The 17,065-nt window shown below is 71.2% G+C and carries 14 protein-coding genes; 9 read left to right on the top strand and 5 right to left on the bottom strand.

The window, feature by feature from the left end; all coding sequences use genetic code 11:
- Positions 1–5: 5 nt before the first annotated feature.
- Entirely contained in the window at positions 6–1,265 is a 1,260-nt protein-coding gene (locus OXS27_RS01095) for an ABC transporter substrate-binding protein (protein WP_267353659.1), read from the bottom strand.
- Between the two features lie 294 nt (positions 1,266–1,559).
- On the opposite strand from OXS27_RS01095, the gene OXS27_RS01090 reads away from it, so the two are divergent.
- From OXS27_RS01090 to OXS27_RS01070, 5 genes are all read left to right on the top strand, one after another.
- Positions 1,560–2,585, top strand: coding sequence for a cyclase family protein (locus OXS27_RS01090; RefSeq protein ID WP_267353657.1), 1,026 nt, complete (start codon positions 1,560–1,562; stop codon positions 2,583–2,585).
- Between the two features lie 180 nt (positions 2,586–2,765).
- Positions 2,766–3,716, top strand: coding sequence for a 3-hydroxyacyl-CoA dehydrogenase NAD-binding domain-containing protein (locus OXS27_RS01085; RefSeq protein WP_243925944.1), 951 nt, complete (start codon positions 2,766–2,768; stop codon positions 3,714–3,716).
- Entirely contained in the window at positions 3,713–4,471 is a 759-nt protein-coding gene (locus OXS27_RS01080) for an SDR family oxidoreductase (RefSeq protein WP_243925946.1), read from the top strand. The genes OXS27_RS01085 and OXS27_RS01080 overlap by 4 nt, the downstream gene beginning before the upstream one ends.
- Positions 4,472–4,488: 17 nt before the next feature.
- On the top strand, positions 4,489–5,373 hold the full coding sequence (locus OXS27_RS01075; RefSeq protein ID WP_267353654.1) for a 3-keto-5-aminohexanoate cleavage protein: 885 nt from the start codon (positions 4,489–4,491) through the stop codon (positions 5,371–5,373).
- A gap of 351 nt (positions 5,374–5,724) precedes the next feature.
- Positions 5,725–6,954, top strand: a complete 1,230-nt coding sequence (locus OXS27_RS01070; protein ID WP_243925950.1) for an ABC transporter substrate-binding protein — start codon at positions 5,725–5,727, stop codon at positions 6,952–6,954.
- 154 nt (positions 6,955–7,108) lie between these two features.
- Here the strand turns inward: OXS27_RS01070 and OXS27_RS01065 are convergent, their stop codons facing one another.
- Positions 7,109–7,978 (bottom strand): aldo/keto reductase family oxidoreductase, encoded by an 870-nt coding sequence (locus tag OXS27_RS01065; protein ID WP_243925952.1) that lies wholly within the window; start codon positions 7,976–7,978, stop codon positions 7,109–7,111.
- 92 nt (positions 7,979–8,070) lie between these two features.
- Between OXS27_RS01065 and OXS27_RS01060 the strand changes: the two genes are divergently transcribed.
- Positions 8,071–9,000, top strand: a complete 930-nt coding sequence (locus OXS27_RS01060; RefSeq protein WP_267353651.1) for a LysR family transcriptional regulator — start codon at positions 8,071–8,073, stop codon at positions 8,998–9,000.
- Here the strand turns inward: OXS27_RS01060 and OXS27_RS01055 are convergent.
- On the bottom strand, positions 8,954–10,741 hold the full coding sequence (locus tag OXS27_RS01055) for a methanol/ethanol family PQQ-dependent dehydrogenase (protein WP_276592776.1): 1,788 nt from the start codon (positions 10,739–10,741) through the stop codon (positions 8,954–8,956). The two genes, OXS27_RS01060 and OXS27_RS01055, sit on opposite strands and share 47 nt — an antisense overlap.
- Before the next feature lie 393 nt (positions 10,742–11,134).
- Positions 11,135–11,731 carry a TIGR00730 family Rossman fold protein gene (locus tag OXS27_RS01050; protein WP_267353650.1) on the bottom strand — a complete coding sequence of 199 codons (597 nt, stop codon included), beginning with the start codon at positions 11,729–11,731 and terminating at the stop codon, positions 11,135–11,137.
- A 209-nt stretch (positions 11,732–11,940) separates the two neighbouring features.
- Between OXS27_RS01050 and OXS27_RS01045 the strand changes: the two genes are divergently transcribed.
- A complete protein-coding gene (locus OXS27_RS01045; protein WP_267354266.1) occupies positions 11,941–13,386 on the top strand; it encodes a LysM peptidoglycan-binding domain-containing protein in 1,446 nt (481 codons plus the stop codon).
- A 7-nt stretch (positions 13,387–13,393) separates the two neighbouring features.
- Here the strand turns inward: OXS27_RS01045 and OXS27_RS01040 are convergent, their stop codons facing one another.
- On the bottom strand, positions 13,394–14,728 hold the full coding sequence (locus OXS27_RS01040; RefSeq protein ID WP_267353648.1) for a PLP-dependent aminotransferase family protein: 1,335 nt from the start codon (positions 14,726–14,728) through the stop codon (positions 13,394–13,396).
- A gap of 104 nt (positions 14,729–14,832) precedes the next feature.
- On the opposite strand from OXS27_RS01040, the gene OXS27_RS01035 reads away from it, so the two are divergent.
- A complete protein-coding gene (locus OXS27_RS01035) occupies positions 14,833–15,027 on the top strand; it encodes a translation initiation factor IF-2 (protein WP_267353646.1) in 195 nt (64 codons plus the stop codon).
- 88 nt (positions 15,028–15,115) lie between these two features.
- Positions 15,116–17,053 carry an ABC transporter ATP-binding protein/permease gene (locus tag OXS27_RS01030; protein WP_243925960.1) on the top strand — a complete coding sequence of 646 codons (1,938 nt, stop codon included), beginning with the start codon at positions 15,116–15,118 and terminating at the stop codon, positions 17,051–17,053.
- Positions 17,054–17,065: the final 12 nt, after the last annotated feature.

Below are 17,065 nucleotides of genomic sequence, written 5' to 3'. Positions count from 1 at the left end.
CCGACTTACTGGACCGCCGGCTTGACGGCGGGCGGCAGGACCAGGGTCCCGTTGGCCGTCGCCGCCGGCCAGATCGACACCTGCTTGCCGTTCTGCCACTGGCCGAGCACGCTGGTCATCAGGCCCGGGCCGTACTGGATCGAGTGGGTGAACGGCTCGTCCTTGCCGTAGAACTTCAGGTGCCCGACCGTGCCGACATAGTCGGTCTGCTCCAGGGCCTCGACGAGCTTGTCGGCCTCCGTGGAGCCCGCCCGCTTGATCGCCTCGGCGGTGTAGTGGACGGCGTCATACGCCATGAAGCCCGCGTAGGACGGCGCCCCGCCGAAGCGCTTGGTGAAGGCCTCCGAGAAGGGAATCGTCTTCTCGGTGAGCGCCACGCCCGGCAGCGCCACGCTGTCGAACAGCACGCCCTGCGTGCCGCCGTTGGTGTTGGCCCAGAAGGTCGAGGAGGTCGCCTGGCCGCTGATCCCCGTCATGGCGATCGGCACCTGCTGGTTCTGCCACTGCACGGTCGGCTGCACGCCGACATGGGCGATGCCGGTGACGATCAGGTCGGGCTTGGCCGCCTCGATCTTGTTGTAGATCGGCGTGAAGTCGCCCGTGTCCGGCGAGAAGCGAACATGCTCCACCACCTTCAACCCGGATCTCGGCAGGCATTCCTCGTAGGCGGCGTCGAGCGGGCGGGTCCAGGCCGCGTCCTCGCTCATGATCGCGGCGGTCTTGGCCTTGAGCTTATCGACCAGCACATCCTTGGCGGAATCACAGACCGCCTGCGCCAAGGCGTGCGAGGTCAGGTAGCCGTGGAAGGTGTACTTGTTGCGCGCGTAGTCCTTGTGGACGTTCACGCTGATCTCGTTCGAGGCCGCGCCGGGCGTGATCATCGGCGTCTTGAGCCGGGCCGCCCAGGGCATCAGGGCCAGCACGACCTCCGAGATGTAGCTGGCGATGACGAGATTGACCTTGTCCTCGGACACGGCCCGCTGGAACGCGCGCACCGCGTCGGAGGCGGAGGACTTGTCATCGTAGGTGACGACCTGGATCTGTCGGCCGTCGATCCCACCCTTGGCGTTGATCTCGTCGGCGGCGAGCTGCACCGCCTGCGGGATCGAGGCCCCGGCCACCGACTGCGCCTCGGCGATCACGCCGATCTTGATCGACTCGGCGGCCCGCGCCGGCCCTGCGAGCATCGAGCCCGCCGCCAGCAAAGCAGGCAGCACGCGCCGGATCTGAGCGGGCCGGACGACGGCACGCGCGGTCTCGGTCATCGGCGTTTCCTCAAATTGAACGCCCGAATTTTTTATTCGCGGGCTTGGGACCGACTGTAGCCGGGGCTCGACGGATCACAAGGGGCGGGCGGCGCGGGGCGGGTGACGTTTCCGGCGAGTCGTTCGGGCCGCGGGCTTTCGGGTCCGGCGGCCTCAGCATAGGCTCGCGTCGGGACTCGCTGAAGCGGGCTCGATGGCCTCGAAGAAGGGCGCACGACAGGTGAGGAACGCACGCGCTTTCGGGCCCGGAACCAGTCCGGGCCGCGGCGCCCGGCCAGGCCGGGTGCCCACCCCATGAGCCTGCGCTGGACGCGGCGGCCGGAGGGCTCGACCTGGGGCGATTTCGGCCCCGACGACGAGCGCGGCCGCCTGAATTTGCTGACGCCCGAGAAGGTGCTCCAGGGCGTCGCCGAGGTGCGCGAGGGCCTCACCTTCTGCCTCAGCCTGCCGCTCGATCTGCCCGGCGGCAACGTCCTGAACCCGCGCCGCCACCCGCCGCAGATCACCCCGACCCGGCGGGCCAACGGCCGGCCGAACATGAACTTCCCGGTCTGCGAGGAGGTCGACGGCGCCACCGACGTGATCTGCGACGACCGGGCGCTGATCCATCTGCAATACTCGACGCAGTGGGATTCGCTCGCCCATGTCGGGTCGCTGTTCGACGCGGACGGCACGGGCACGGGCCCGACCTTCTACAACGGCTTCCGCGGCGGCCGGGACATCGTCGGGCCGGAGACCGCCGCGGCCGCCGATCAGCCCTCCCGGGCGAAGCATCTCGGGATCGAGCGGCTGGCCGAGACCGGCATGCAGGGCCGCGCCATGATGATCGATCTGCGCGCCCATCTCGGCGACGCGAAGGTGAAGGTCGGCTACGAGCAGCTCGCGCGGATCCTGGAGGCCGACGGCGTCGTGGTGGAGCCGGGCGACATGGTCTGCCTGCACACGGGCTTCGCCGAGCGGCTGATCGCCATGGGCGGCGCGCCCGATCCGAAGCTGGTCCACAACCTCTGCGCCGGGCTCGACGGGCGGGACCCGCGGCTCCTCGACTGGATCACCCGCACCGGCCTCTGCGCGCTGATTGCCGACAACTACGCCGTCGAGGCCTATCCGGCCGGGCCCGGCCCCGCCTGCTGCGCGACGCTGCCGCTGCACGAGCATTGCCTGTTCAAGCTCGGGGTCAATCTCGGCGAGCTGTGGCACCTGACGCCGCTCGCCGACTGGCTGCGCGCGCGGGGCCGGAGCCGCTTCCTGCTGACGGCGCCGCCCCTGCGCCTGCCCGGGGCGGTCGGCTCACCGACGACGCCGATCGCGACGGTGTGAGGGCCGCATGGAAGCTCATGCGCCCAAGCCCCTGAACGCGCCGTCGCAAACGCGTCTCCCTCCCCCCTTTGCGGGGGAGGGAGGGCGCGTGGCAGGCCTGGACCGCCAAGCCTTCAGCGCCATCGATCATGTGAGCAGCGCTCCGTCCTTCGAACCGACATCCCGCAGAGAAGGCCCCCCATGACCGAGATCGCAATCGTCGGCGGAGGCCTGATGGGGCACGGCATCGCCCTGGTGCTGGCGCTCCACGGGCACGCGGTCCGCATCACCGACACGTTGCCCGAGACCCGCGCCCGCATACCGGCGCTCATGGGATCGGCGCTCGCGACCCTGCGGGAGGCGGGCGCCGCCCCGGAGGGCTGGGATGCCGACAGGCTCAGCCGAGCGGTCCGGGTCGAGGCTGCGCTCGAGCCGGCGGTGGCGGGCGCCGGGCTGGTCATCGAGGCGATCACCGAGAACCCGGAGGCCAAGCGCGCCCTGTTCACCGAACTCGACCGGCTCTGCTCAGCCGACACGATCCTGGCCAGCAACACCAGCTATCTCGACGTCTTCCCGCTGATCCCGAAGGCGCGCCAAGCTCGGGCGCTGATCCTGCACTGGTACACGCCGCCCTACATCGTCGATCTCGTCGACGTGGTGCCCGGCCCCGGCACAGACCCGGCCGTGGTCAGCGCGATGGCCGATCTCGTGCGGGGCCTGGGCCAGGTTCCGATCGTGCTCAAGCGCTTCATCCCCGGCTACATCGCCAACCGCATCCAGCAGGCGATCAGCGCCGAGGTCTTCGAACTCCTCGACGCGGGGGTCGCTTCGCCGAAGGACATCGACGACGCGATCATCCACGGGCTCTCGTTGCGCATCCCGATCCTCGGCCACCTCGCCAAGGCCGACTTCACCGGCCTGGAGCTGACGCAGCGTGCGCTCGCCAACGCCAGCTACGCGCCCCCGCCCCCGCGCACGCGCTCCGAGACGCTGGACGGTCTGTGCGCCGAAGGCCGGACCGGGGTGATGGCCGGCAGGGGCTATTTCGACTGGGGCGGGCGCCCTCCGGAAGACCTGTTCCGCGAGCGCGACCGCAAGCTCCTGGCGCTCAAGGCCGCGATGGCCGGGATCGGCCGGATGGAGGGGACATGATCGGGGCGGATCTGACCGGACGGCGCGTCCTCGTCACCGGGGCCTCGTCGGGCATCGGGCTCGCGACGGTGGAGATGTTCGCGCGCAACGGCGCCACGGTGGCGCTGAACCACTTGGCCGACGATCCCCGCGGCCCCGCCGAGGCCGACCGGCTCGCGGGGGAGGGGCTCGCGGTGTTCGCGCTGCCCGGCGACGTGTCGGCCGCCGGTGATGCGGAAGCCATGGTGGCGGCCGGGATCGACCGGCTCGGCGGCCTCCACGTGCTCGTCAACAATGCCGGCACGGCCGGCACCACCACCCCCATCGCGTTCGAGGACCTCGACGCGATGACCGAGGACTTTTGGGCCACCATCCTGGCCACCAACCTGCTCGGGCCGTTCCGCTGCGCCCGGGCTGCGGCGGTGGCGCTGAAGGCGAGCCGGGGCGCCATCGTCAACACCGCCTCGGTGGCGGGGCTCGGGCGGCGGGGCTCGTCGGTGGCCTATTCGGCCAGCAAGGCCGGGCTGATCAACCTGACCCGCAGCCTCGCCCGGGCGCTGGCGCCGGACGTGCGCGTCAACGCGGTGGCGCCCGGCCTCGTCGCCACGCCCTGGACCCAACCCTGGTCGGAGGCGCGCAAGGCCTCCACCGTCGGGCGCACCATGCTGGGCCGCATGGCCCGGCCGGAGGACGTCGCCGAGACGATCTTCTTCCTCGCCGCGGGGGCGGCCTACATCACCGGCGAGACCATCACGGTCGACGGCGGGGCGATGTGAGTTCGGGGATACCAGAGATGTCGAACCTCACCGTCATCACCTGCGCGCTCACGGGCTCCTTCGACACGCCGAAGAAGAACCCGGCCGTGCCGGTGAGCCCGGACGCCATCGCGCAATCCGCCCTGGACGCGGCGTCCGCCGGGGCCGCGGTGGTCCACATCCACGTCCGCGATCCCGCAACCGCCGCGCCCAGCATGGAGCTCGCCCATTACCGCGAGGTGGTGGAGCGGATCCGCGAGCGGAACGCCGATGTGATCCTCAACCTGACCACGGGGGCGGGGGGCCGGTTCGTGCCGGGCGATCCAGATCCCTCTATGGCCGGCCCGGGCACGACCTTCGTGGGTCCGGAGGCCCGCACCCGGCACGTCACGGCGTTGCGGCCGGAGATCTGCACTCTCGACGTCGCCACAATGAATTTCGGCGAGCACCTGTTCCTGAACACGCCGGCCCATCTGCGCGCCATGGCGGGGCAGATCCGCGACGCGGGCGCGAAGCCGGAGATCGAGGTGTTCGATCTCGGCCAGATCGAGCTGGCCCGGCACCTGATCGCCGAGGGGCATCTGGCGCGCCCGCCCCTGTTCCAGATCTGCCTCGGCATCCCCTGGGGCGCCCCGGCGACGCCGGAGGCGCTGGTGGCGATGCGGGCGCGGCTGCCGGAGGACGCGATCTGGTCAGCCTTCGGCATCGGCCAGGCGGAGTTCCCGATCCTGGCCGTGGCGGCCGGCATGGGCGGCAACGTCCGGGTCGGTCTGGAGGACAACCTGTACCTGTCCCGGGGCCGGCTCGCGCCGAGCAACGCCGCCCTGGTGGAGAAGGCCGTGAGCCTGCTCGCCCATATCGACCGCGAGCCGGCCACGCCCGATCAGGCGCGGGCGATGTTTGGGTTGGCGCCGCGGGAGTAGATCGCGCGCACGGAAACCGTGCATCTCCCTCGCCCCTCTGCGGGAGAGGGTGGCCCCCGAAGGGGGTCGGGTCGGGACGTAGTCCCGCAAGGGGGGAGCGACGGTGCAGAAAAGGGCCGTGCCCGTCATGAAGGCTGCGGCAGATCCTGAAGCCGCGTCCCCTCTCCCGACCCCTGCTGACGCAGGGGTCACCCTCCCCCGCTGAGGGGGAGGGATAAGAGGTAGCGCTTACGGATCGGCGGCATCCTCACCCGCGCCGGTATCAGCCGCGAATGCCCACGGATACGCTGTCTTCGAAGACCGCGAGCGCCGATCAACGCCGCCGCATTCGATAAGGACAGGGAGAGAGACATGACGCTCCGCCACCGCGCCGCGGCGCTGCTCGGGACACTGTGCGCGCTCGGCGCCGGCGCGGCGCTCGCCGCCGATCTCGTGCCGGTGAAGATCGGCGTGCTGAACGACCGCTCCGGCGTCTACTTCGACTCCACCGGCGAGGGCTCGGTGGTCGCCGCCCGCATGGCGGTCGAGGATTTCAAGCCGGAGGCGCACGGGCTGAAGGTCGAGGTCGTGGCCGCCGACCACCAGAACAAGCCCGATGTCGGCGCCTCGATCACCCGGCAATGGTACGACCGCGACGGCGTCGATGCCGTCTTCGACGTGCCGACCTCCTCGGTCGCGCTCGCCATCGCGCAGATCACCAAGGAGAAGAACAAGGCCTTCATCAACTCGGGCGGCGGCACCGCCGACCTTACCGGGCCGGCCTGCACGCCCAACACCGTCCACTGGACCTACGACACCGCGGCGCTGGCCAACGGCACCGGCAAGGCCATCCTCAAGCGCGGCGGCAAGTCCTGGTACTTCATCACCGCCGACTACGCCTTCGGCCTCGCCCTGGAGCGCGACACCAAGGCGGTCGTGGAGAAGAATGGCGGCAAGGTCGTCGGCGGCGTGCGCACGCCGTTCCCGAACCCGGATTTCTCCTCGTTCCTGCTCCAGGCTCAAGGGTCGGGCGCCCAGGTGATCGGGCTCGCCGATGCCGGGCTGGATGCCGCCAACGCGATCAAGCAGGCGCACGAATTCGGCATCCGCCAGGGGGGCCAGACCCTCGCGGCCCTGCTGATCGCCATCACCGACATCCACTCGCTGGGCCTGGACGTGGCGCAGGGCCTTACCTTCACGGCCTCGTTCTACTGGGACCTCAACGACGGCACCCGGGCCTTCGCGAAACGGTTCGAGACGCGCATGCCCGGCAAGAAGCCGACCTCGTACCAAGCGGGCGTCTATGCCAGCACGCTGCACTACCTGAAGGCGGTGGCGGCGCTGCACTCGGCCAAGGACGGCGCCGCGGTGGTGGCCAAGATGAAGGAGCTGCCGACCGACGACCCGCTGTTCGGCCAGGGCACGATCCGGCCGGACGGGCGCAAGATCCACCCGATGTACCTGTTCGAGGCCAAGACGCCCGCCGAGTCGAAGGGCGAATGGGACCTCTACAAGGTGCTGGAGACGATCCCGGCCGAGCAGGCCTTCCGCCCGATGAGCGAGGGCGGCTGCCCGATGGTGGCCGGCATGACGGGCAAGTAGGGGCCGGCTGATCCCACCCATCCCCCTCATCCTGAGGTGCCGCGTCAGCGGCCTCGAAGGAGGGCTCCAGGAATCGGGGCGGTTGCTGGAGTGCTCCTTCGAGGCCTCCGCTTCGCTCCGGCGCCTCAGGATGAGGTCGCGATTTGGATGTCCGTCACACCACCCCGATCCGATCCAGGGCCGCCATCGCGTCGTCCGGCAGCCGGAGTTCCGCCGCCGCGAGGTTTTCGCGCAGGTGGCCGAGGGAGGACGTCCCCGGGATCAGCAGGATGTTGGGCGACCGGCGCAGCAGCCATGCCAGCGCCACCTGCATCGGCGTCGCGCCGAGCCCGGCCGCCACCGCCGACAGGCTGTCCGACTGGAGCGGGCTGAACCCGCCCAGCGGGAAGAACGGCACGTAGGCGGTGCCGGCAGCCGCCAGTTCGTCGATGAAGGCGTCGTCGTCCCGGTGCGCGAGATTGTACTGGTTCTGCACGCAGACGATCTCGGTGATCCGCCGCCCCTCGGCAACCTGCCGGGGCGTGGCGTTGCTCAAGCCGATCCGGCGGATCAGCCCCTGGCGCTGGAGATCCGCCAGCACGGTGAGCGGCGCCTCGATCGGCCCCTCCGCCGGCCCGTGGACATCGAACATCAGGCGCAGGTTGACCACGTCGAGGGCATCGACGCCCAGGTTGCGCAGGTTGTCGTGGACCGCCTGGGTGAGTTCCGCGGCCGAGAAGGCGGGGTTCCACGAGGCGTCGGCTCCGCGCTTGGCGCCGACCTTGGTGACGATCACGAGCCCGTCCGGATAGGGATGAAGCGCCTCGCGGATGATCTGGTTGGTGACGTGCGGCCCGTAGAAGTCGCTGGTGTCGATGTGGTCGACGCCCGCCGCCACGGCCGCGCGCAGCACCGCGATGGCGGCGTCCCGGTCCTTGGGCGGCCCGAACACGCCCGGCCCGGCGAGCTGCATGGCCCCGTAGCCCAGCCGCGTCACGGTCCGGTCTCCGAGCGGGAACGTCCCGGCCTGCGCAATATCCGTCATGGCGAATCTCCTGTTGGCGCCCCGGATGTAGACGGCACCGATTGCGCCGATAAGTCGTGACGATCGGCACGGGCCGTGCGCATTCTCGAACAATGACCCAGGATCTCGCCGATCTCACCGCCTTCGTGACCGTGGCGCGGGCCGGCGGTTTTCGCGAGGGCGCCCGCGCCGGGGGCGGGAGCGCGTCGCGCCTCAGCGAGGCCGTGCGCCGGCTCGAAGCGGGGCTCGGCGTGCGCCTCCTGAACCGCACGACCCGCAGCGTCGCCCCCACGGAGGCGGGCGCCCGCCTGCTCGAACGGCTCACCCCGGCGCTCGCCGAAATCGAATCTGCCCTCGACGTGGTGAACGGGTTCCGCGATCGGCCGGCCGGGACGCTCCGGCTGAACGTGCCGCTGAGCGCGGCCCGGCTGGTGCTGCCGGTGCTCGTGCCGCCCTTCCTGGCGGCGTACCCCGAGATCCGCCTGGAGATCGTCGTCGAGGACGGGTTCGTGGACGTGCTGGCGGCGGGCTGCGATGCCGGCATCCGCTACGACGAGCGGCTGGAGCAGGATATGATCGCGGTGCCGATCGGCCCGCGGCGGCAGCGTTTCGCCACGGCGGCAGCCCCGGCCTATCTCGAAAGGCGCGGACGCCCGGACCATCCGCGCGATCTCCTGGCCCATGCCTGCCTGCTCGGCCGGTTCCCCAGCGGTGCCCTAACGGCGCCCTGGGAATTCGAGCGCGACGGCGCCATCGTCCGGGTGGACCCGTCCGGGCCGCTGATCGTGCGGGTCGGCGCCAGCGACCTTGCCGTGGCGGCCGCGGTCGCGGGGACCGGGATCATCCACCTGTTCGAGGACTGGCTGCGCCCGCAGCTCGACAGCGGCGCCCTGGAGCCGGTGCTGGAGCCCTGGTGGCAGGTCTTTTCCGGCCCGTTCCTCTATTATCCGGGCCGGCGGCACCTGCCGGCGCCGCTGCGCGCCTTCGTGGATTTCGTCAGTGCGCGGCAGCCGGTGTTGGATCCGGCAGTGCGAACACCGTGAGCTGCCCGCCCGGCGCCGTGTAGTGCGACAGCGCCGCGTAGCCGCCCACCGCCCCCGAGCCGTCGGCGGGGTCGGTCAGCCCGGCCGCCAGCCCGATCCCGGCCCAGCCGCCGATGCCCGAGAGCACCGCCACGTATTGCCTGCCGTCGTGCAGGTAGGTGGTGACGTTGCCCACGATCCCGGACGGGGTCTTGAACCGGTACAGCTCGTGCCCGTCCCGGGCATCGACCGCCTTCAGGTAGCCTTCGAGCGTGCCGTAGAAGACGATGTCGCCCGCGGTGGCGAGCGCCCCCGACCAGACCGAGAAGGGCTCGGGAAGCGACCACGCGATCCGCCCCTTCGCCCCGTCCCAGGCGATGAAGGCGCCGGTCCGGTCCGAGCCCTCGGGCGGGTGCAGGGTCAGGGTCGCGCCGACATAGGGCTGGCCGGGCGTGTAGGTCACCCGGAACGCCTCGTAATCCATGCACATGTGATTGGTCGGCACGTAGAACAGCCGCGTCTTGGGTGAGTAGGCCGCCGGCTGCTGGTTCTTGGCGCCGAGCGCCCCGGGGCAGATGTTTTTTGTGGTTTCGTCCTCGTCGGCCTCGCCCGGCGCGTAGCGCTTGTCGACCACCGGACGGCCGTAATCGGAAGCGGCGGGATCCATGCTGATCCGGCTCGCCCAGTTGACGCTCGGGTCAAACTTCTCCGCCACCAGCAATGCGCCGGTCGCCCGGTCCAGCGTGTAGCCAAAACCGTTGCGGTCGAAATGGGTCAGCACCTTCCGGGAGCGCCCGCCGATCGCCTGCTCGGTGAGGATCATCTCGTTGACGCCGTCATAATCCCACTGGTCGTGGGGGGTCATCTGGTAGACCCAGCGGGCCATGCCGGTGTCGGGGTCGCGGGCGATGATCGACATCGCCCAGCGGTTGTCGCCGGGGCGCTGGGCCGGGTTCCAGGTCGCGGGATTGCCGGTGCCGTAATAGACGAGGTTCAGCGCGGGATCGTACGAGAACCAGCCCCAGCTGCAGGCGCCACCGGTCCGCCACTGGTCGCCCTCCCAGCTCCTGAGCGAGGAATCCCGGCCGATCGGACGGCCGAGCTCCGTGGTCTTCTCCGGATCGACCAGCATCTCGGCATCCGGCCCGGTGGCGTAGGCGCGCCACAGGCGTTGTCCGCTGGCCTGATCGTACGCCGTGACGTGGCAGCGTGCCCCGTACTCGCCGCCTGCCAGCCCGACGATCAGCTTGCCGTGGACCGGCAGGACCGTGGCGGTGTTGGTCTCGCCCCGGCCCGGATCGCCGTTCTTCACCGACCACAGCACCCGGCCGGTCTCCGGATCGAGGGCGACGACCGTCGTGTCGGCCTGCTGGAGGAAGAGGCGCCCCTCCGCGTAAGCGAGCCCGCGCGAGACCGTGTCGCAGCACATCACGGCGATCACGCCCGCATCCTGCCGGGGGGCGTAGCGCCACAGGATCTTGCCGTCGTGGTCGAGGTCGAGGGCGTAGACGATGTTGGGGAAGGGCGTGTGCACGAACATCCGATGCCCGACCACGATCGGCGCGCCCTCGTGCCCGCGCAACACGCCGGTGGAGAAGGTCCAGGCGACCTTGAGGCGCCCGACATTGCCGGCGTCGATCTGTGCGAGATCGGAATAGCGGGTGTTGGCGTCGTCGAGGGTCTGGAGGACCGGCGACGGCTGCGCGGAAGCCGTGCCGATGAGGCCGGCGAACATCAGGGCCGCGAGGAGTGAAGCCCGCATCGGGAGATTCTCGTCCGATCTTGTCCGCAGAGGCTTCAGCATTCTCTCACAGTCCTCCTGATCGTCGCGCGCCTCTCCCTCCCCCGCAGAGCTACGATATTCACACATCGGCTGGGGGAGACGCGCTCTCCTCCCCCTTGTGGGGAGGAGCTGGAGGTGGGGGTGGCGCAGAAGGCACCGTCACGCGTGTTCCTGAACCACCCCCACCCCTGACCCCGCCCCACAAGGGGGAGGAGAAACGCGCTCGTTGTTCAAGGGCTTGGTGTTCGGCAGAGAAGTGTGGATCCGTTAGCCCGCAAGGGGGCATAGAAGCGGATCCGCGCGCTTTCCGGATCCGAGCATAGACAATGTGGATCCCCGCAAGCCTTGCGGGTGAAGAAGCGAGCGCCCCCGTCACATCCGCTCTTTGACCACCGTTTCGGCCTCGGGATCGGGCTCGTGGCCGGCCTCGCGCAGGAGGGGCACCACCTCGGCCGCCTCGCCTGTGACGAGGTAGCTCAGGTCGAGCCCTTCGCGGATGAAGCCGTGGCCGCGCATGTGCTCGAACAAAGCGAGCAGCGGCGCCCAGAACGCCGCCACCGAGACCAGCACCACCGGCTTGCGATGGCGCCCGAGCTGCGCCCAGGTCAGCTGCTCGACCAGCTCCTCCAGGGTGCCGATGCCGCCCGGCAGGGTCACGAAGGCGTCCGAGCGCTCGAACATCAGGCGCTTGCGGGTGTGCATGTCGGGCACCACCACGGTCTCCTGAATGTCCGCCAGCATGTGCTCGCGCGCCTGGAGGAAATCCGGGATGATGCCGGTGACGTGGCCGCCGGCTTCGAGCGCGGCGCGCGCCACCGCGCCCATCAGGCCGACATCGCCGCCGCCATAGACGAGGCGCATCCCGGCCTGCGCGATGGCCGTCCCGAGCACCTCGGCGGCCGCGCGGAAGGCGGGGTCCCGCCCGAAGCCGGAGCCGCAATAGACACAGACTGTCCTCACCGGGGCCATCCGGCGCCCTCCCTCGCGCGTCTGTTGCGAGCCGTCCGAGACATGCCCCGCGCCGATCGGTCCAAGGGCCAAACTGCTGAAGTCGCGGGGGATTCACCCGCCGGGGCGGCGGGACGGCTTGGTGTCGGCACCATGTACGGTATTATGCCGTGTTCCGTCGACGGTTTTTCCCGCACGGCGAGCGAGATCGAGGGAGGCTCAGGTTGGCGATGTCGGGACAGGTGCGGCGCAGTCTCGCCCTGGCGCTCGTCGGCCTCCTCGGTGGCCTCGGGCTCGTGGCGGCCCTGTTCGGCGGGGAGTCGCTGCGCCAGTTGACCGGCCGCGGCACGCCGGAGAACGCCGCGCAGTCGTTGACCGATCCCGGCGCGCTTGCCTTGCGCCAGGACCCATCCCGCGACGGCAAGCCGGGTGCGGGTGCGGGCCTGCCCCGGGCCGACGCCCCAGCGGACCCCGCCCGCGCGGCCGGATCCGGCAAGCCGGCCGCCGCGGTGCCGCGCTTCGACATCGTCCGGGTCGAGCCGAACGGCGATGCCGTGGTGGCCGGCCAGGGTGCGCCGAACGCCGTCGTCGAGATGCTGGTCAACGGCAAGCCGGTGGCCCGGGCGACCGCCGACGAGGGGGGACAATTCGCCATGGTGCCGCCGGCCCTGCCCGCGGGATCGAGCCAGATCCGGCTGCGCATGACCGGCAAGGACGGGCGGGCGGCCGAGTCGGAGCAGAGCGTGGCGGTCGAGGTCGCCCCCGGGCGCGACCGCCAGCCGCTCGTTGCCCTGACCGCCCCGGACGCGGCAACCGTGGTTCTGTCGCAGCCGGGCGCCAAAGCCGATGCCAAGTCCGCCGCCGCGGCATCGCCCGGCGCCGCGGGGCCGGGACAGCCGACCCGGATCGCGAGCGTGGACGTGCAGGAGAACGGGCGGCTGTTCGTCACGGCGACCGGCACCCCCGGCGCGGCGATCCGGCTCTACCTCAACGACACGCTGATCGCCCCCGGCCGCGTCGGCCCGGACGGGCGGGCGAGCTTCACGATCGGGCGCGGCGTGAAGCCCGGCCAGTATCAGGTGCGGATCGACCAGATCGACCCGGCCACCGGCAAAGTCGAAACCCGCGCCGAGGTGCCGCTGTCCGTGGCCGAGCCGACCCGGATCGCCGCGCGTGATACCGCCGGCTCCCAGGCGGCGACCATCCCGGGCCATGCCCAGGGCACCATTCCGAACCCTGCCGCGAACCGCGCCTCGGGCCCCTCCGCGAACGGAGCCCGATCGACCGGGCAGGGCGTCGGCCCCGGCCTGGGTCGGGGTGCAGGGCCGGGCGGCGCTCAAGGCGCGCGGCCAGGCAGCGCGACGGATGGCGGGACGGGCAGCACGAAGGCGATGCCCGGACGGCCTGAGCCGCAAACCCCCGCCGCGGTGGCGCCGGGTCCGGCCGAGGCCCGGAGCACCCCGGCGGAGGCGAGCGCCGACGGCGCGGTCTACGTGCCGGAGATCAGCACGGCGAAGATCACCCGCGGCGACAACCTCTGGCGGATCAGCCAGCGCACCTACGGCCGCGGCGAGCGCTACACGGTGATCTACGACGCCAACCAGACCCAGATCCGCAATCCCGACCTGATCTATCCGGGCCAGATCTTCGTGCTGCCGGCCGACAAGCGCGGTTGAACGCCCCTCACTCCACCACCTGATCGTCCCCCGCGAAGGCCAGCCGGCGCAGCCGGCGCAGGGCCGCGGCCAGGTCATCGTGCGACGGCACCGCCAGGGCCAAGCGGACCGCGTTCGGCGCGTGGCCGGGGGCGACCGCGAAGGCCGGGGCCGGGATCAGCGCGATACCCTGGCGCAGGGCCGCCGCCGCAAAAGCCTCCGCCCGCCACGTCTCGGGCAGTTCCAGCCACAGGTGATAGGCACGGCTGTCGCCCACCACCCGCAGATCGGCGAGCGCCGCCCGGGCGATCACCTGCCGGGCCGCCGCGTCCCGGCGCTTGACCGCGGCCAGCGCGGTGGCCGAGCCCCCCGCCATCCAGTGCATGCCGGCGGCGAGCGCCAGGCCGAGGGCCGTCCAGGCGCCCTGGCGGATCGAGGCGGCGAGCCGGTCGGTCAGGGGTGGGGGCGCCGCCACGAGGCCGAGCGTCAGCGAGGGCATCACCCGCTTGGACAGGCTGTCCACCAGGATCACCCGGTCGGGCGCGAGACAGGCCAGCGGACGGGCATCCGCGAGGAAGCCGTAGACCGCATCCTCGATGGCGGTCAGCCTGGTCTGCGTGAGCATTGCGGCGAGGGCGGAGCGCCGGCCCGGCCCCATCGTGGCGCCCAGCGGATTCTGGAGGGTCGGCTGGAGGTAGACCCCGCTCAGCGGGTTCGCCCGGTGGGCTTGGAGCAGCGCGTCGGGGCACATCCCCTCGGCATCCATGGCGACCGGCACCAGCGTGATCCCGAGCCGGGCCGCGATCGCCTTCACCATCGGGTAGGTCAGGGGCTCGCAGGCGATCCGCTCACCCGGCGCCGCCAGCGCGGCGAGCGCCGCCGCGAGCGCCTGCCGCCCGTTGCCGGTGAACAGGATGTCGGCGGGGTCGGGACTGTGGCCGTCCCGGGCGAGGAATGCCGCCGCGATCGCCTGCGCCTGCGGTGTCCCCGCGGGCCCGTACTGGCCGAACGCCATCGCGCCACCCTCGCCGGCGAGCGCCGCGAGCGTCTCGGCCAGCACGGCCTCCTGCTCGGGCAGCCGCGAATGGGTTCGCTGCAGATCGATCGCCGCGGGCGGCGGCTCCGGCTGGAGCAGCCCGTTCCGGCCCGGTGCGGACCGGACATAGGTGCCCCGCCCGACCTCGCCGGTCACGAGGCCCCGGCGGCCCAGTTCCGCATAGACCCGGCTCGACGTCGAGACCGCGATGCCCTGCGCGTACGCGAAGTCGCGCTGCGGCGGCAGCTTCGCCCCGGGCGGGAGCCGGCCGGCCGCGATGTCGGCGGCGATCGCGTCGGCGACGGACCGGAAATCCGCCGATCCCATGATTGCTCCGAGGTCAATGTTTCGATTGATCCGAGATCTGTATCGGATCAATGCTGCCCCCGCAATCCCGGCCGGACTGCCCAACCGCCACCGGATCTTTCCTGATGCCCGCCCTCACGCTGACCCGCTCCCCCGCCGTCGATCGTCCCGCTTCCGGTCCTGCCCTGCTGCGCCTCTGGCTGATGCGGCTGCGCAACCGCCGGTCGCTCGCCGCCCTGCATCCCGAGCAGATCCGCGAGGCCGGCCTGGATCCGTGGCGCCTGCGCGCCGAGATCCGAAAGCCGTTCTGGCAAGCGTGACGCGGTGCCCTGCACGCAGCGCGGGTGATCCCGCGCCGCCACGGGCCTATATGCGGGGTACACGACACCCCGCCCCGCAGAATCCTTCATGACCGACACGAACGCGCCCCCGGCCGGGCCGACGCCCCAGGCTGGGGGTCTTTCTGCCGAGCGCCCAGGCTTGATCGCCACCTACCGCCGGCTCTGGCCGCATCTCTGGCCGCACGGGCGGCCGGACCTGCAGCGCCGGGTGTTCCTGGCGTTCGGCCTGCTGCTCGCCGCCAAGCTGGTGACCATGGTGACGCCGTTCACCTTCAAGTGGATCACCGACGCGCTGGTCGCGGCCATCGGGGGCAAGGATGCGCCGGTGCCGACGGGCCTCCTCGCCGCACCGATGCTGCTGATCGCCCTCTACGGCGTCTCGCGGATCGCCATGTCGGCGCTGACCCAGATGCGCGACGGGCTGTTCGCCAAGGTGGCGATGCATGCGGTGCGGCGGCTGGCGCTCCAGACCTTCGAGCACATGCATCGCCTGTCCCTGCGCTTCCACCTGGAGCGCAAGACCGGCGGCCTGACCCGGGTGCTGGAGCGCGGCCGTTCCGGCATCGAGGAATTGTCGCGCCTGATGGTGCTGACGCTGGTGCCGACCATCGTCGAGTTCGTGCTTGTGCTCGGCGTGCTGGCCTACGAGTTCAGCTGGACCTACGCGGCGACCGCCTTCGCGACGGTCGCGGCCTATCTGGCCTTCACCTACAAGGCGACCGAGTGGCGGATCGCGATCCGCCGCCGGATGAACGCGTCGGATACCGACGCCAACACCAAGGCGGTCGATTCGCTGCTCAACTATGAGACGGTGAAGTATTTCGGCGCGGAGCAGCGGGAGGCCGCCCGTTACGACGTGTCGATGGCCAAGTACGAAAAGGCCTCGACCCAGACCTACGTGTCGCTGGCGGTGCTCAATGCCGGGCAGGCGGTGATCTTCACGCTGGGCATGACCGCCGTGATGTGGCTCGCCGCGCGCGACATCCTGGCCGGGCGCACCACGATCGGCGGCTTCGTGCTGGCCAACACCATGCTGGTGCAGCTCTCGATGCCCTTGAACTTCATGGGCATGATCTATCGCGAGATCAAACAGGCGTTGATCGACATCGACGACATGTTCCGCATCCTCGGGCAGAACCCCGAGATCGCCGACCGGCCGGGGGCGGCGCCGTTACACGTCGCGGGCGGCACGGTGCGGTTCGAGGATGTTCGCTTCGCCTACAATCCCGAACGGCCGATCCTGCGCGGCGTCTCCTTCGAGATCCCGGCGGGCCAGACGGTGGCGGTGGTGGGGCCCTCAGGGGCCGGCAAGTCGACCCTCTCGCGCCTGCTGTTCCGGTTCTACGAGCCGCAGGGCGGCCGGATCGGCATCGACGGGCAGGACATCGCCGCGGTGACACAGGAATCCCTGCGGGCGGCGATCGGCATGGTCCCGCAGGACACCGTGCTGTTCAACGACACGATCGGCTACAACATCCGCTACGGCCGGGCCGACGCCACCGAGGCCGAGCTGCGCGAGGCCGCCCGGCTCGCCCAGATCGATGGGTTCGTGTCGAGCCTGCCGGAGGGCTACGACACCCCGGTCGGCGAGCGCGGCCTGAAACTCTCGGGCGGCGAGAAGCAGCGGGTCGCCATCGCGCGCACGATCCTGAAGGCGCCGCCGATCCTCGTGCTCGACGAGGCGACCTCGGCGCTCGACAGCTTCACCGAGGCCGAGATCCAGGCGGCTTTGGACCGGGTCAGCCGCGGCCGCACCACCCTGGTGATCGCCCACCGGCTGTCGACGGTGGTGAACGCCGACGCGATCCTGGTGCTCGACCACGGCCGCATCGTGGAGCGCGGCACCCATGCCGAGTTGCTGGAGGCTGGGGGCGTCTACGCGGCGCTCTGGGACCGCCAGCGCGAGGCCGACGCGGCGCTCGAGGTGCTCCAGCGCGCCGACGCGCCAGTGGTGCCGGTGCGAACCGGACGCGCGGGCGTGCCGGAGACGGCGGCCGCGGAGTAGGGGGCGGGAGGA

The organism is Methylobacterium sp. GC_Met_3 (genome assembly GCF_026540775.1).
Classification (GTDB): Bacteria; Pseudomonadota; Alphaproteobacteria; order Rhizobiales; family Beijerinckiaceae; genus Methylobacterium.
This window is presented reverse-complemented; position numbering and strand designations above follow the sequence as displayed.

What these genes read in the sequence shown, in the direction of transcription:
- OXS27_RS01095 (WP_267353659.1), bottom strand. Translation starts at nt 1,265, where the DNA reads ATGACCGAGACCGCGCGTGCCGTCGTCCGGCCCGCTCAGATCCGGCGC.
- OXS27_RS01065 (WP_243925952.1), bottom strand. Translation starts at nt 7,978, where the DNA reads ATGACGGATATTGCGCAGGCCGGGACGTTCCCGCTCGGAGACCGGACC.
- OXS27_RS01045 (WP_267354266.1), top strand. Translation starts at nt 11,941, where the DNA reads ATGTCGGGACAGGTGCGGCGCAGTCTCGCCCTGGCGCTCGTCGGCCTC.
- OXS27_RS01080 (WP_243925946.1), top strand. Translation starts at nt 3,713, where the DNA reads ATGATCGGGGCGGATCTGACCGGACGGCGCGTCCTCGTCACCGGGGCC.
- OXS27_RS01055 (WP_276592776.1), bottom strand. Translation starts at nt 10,741, where the DNA reads ATGCGGGCTTCACTCCTCGCGGCCCTGATGTTCGCCGGCCTCATCGGC.
- OXS27_RS01035 (WP_267353646.1), top strand. Translation starts at nt 14,833, where the DNA reads ATGCCCGCCCTCACGCTGACCCGCTCCCCCGCCGTCGATCGTCCCGCT.
- OXS27_RS01070 (WP_243925950.1), top strand. Translation starts at nt 5,725, where the DNA reads ATGACGCTCCGCCACCGCGCCGCGGCGCTGCTCGGGACACTGTGCGCG.
- OXS27_RS01090 (WP_267353657.1), top strand. Translation starts at nt 1,560, where the DNA reads ATGAGCCTGCGCTGGACGCGGCGGCCGGAGGGCTCGACCTGGGGCGAT.
- OXS27_RS01075 (WP_267353654.1), top strand. Translation starts at nt 4,489, where the DNA reads ATGTCGAACCTCACCGTCATCACCTGCGCGCTCACGGGCTCCTTCGAC.
- OXS27_RS01050 (WP_267353650.1), bottom strand. Translation starts at nt 11,731, where the DNA reads ATGGCCCCGGTGAGGACAGTCTGTGTCTATTGCGGCTCCGGCTTCGGG.
- OXS27_RS01030 (WP_243925960.1), top strand. Translation starts at nt 15,116, where the DNA reads ATGACCGACACGAACGCGCCCCCGGCCGGGCCGACGCCCCAGGCTGGG.
- OXS27_RS01085 (WP_243925944.1), top strand. Translation starts at nt 2,766, where the DNA reads ATGACCGAGATCGCAATCGTCGGCGGAGGCCTGATGGGGCACGGCATC.
- OXS27_RS01060 (WP_267353651.1), top strand. Translation starts at nt 8,071, where the DNA reads ATGACCCAGGATCTCGCCGATCTCACCGCCTTCGTGACCGTGGCGCGG.
- OXS27_RS01040 (WP_267353648.1), bottom strand. Translation starts at nt 14,728, where the DNA reads ATGGGATCGGCGGATTTCCGGTCCGTCGCCGACGCGATCGCCGCCGAC.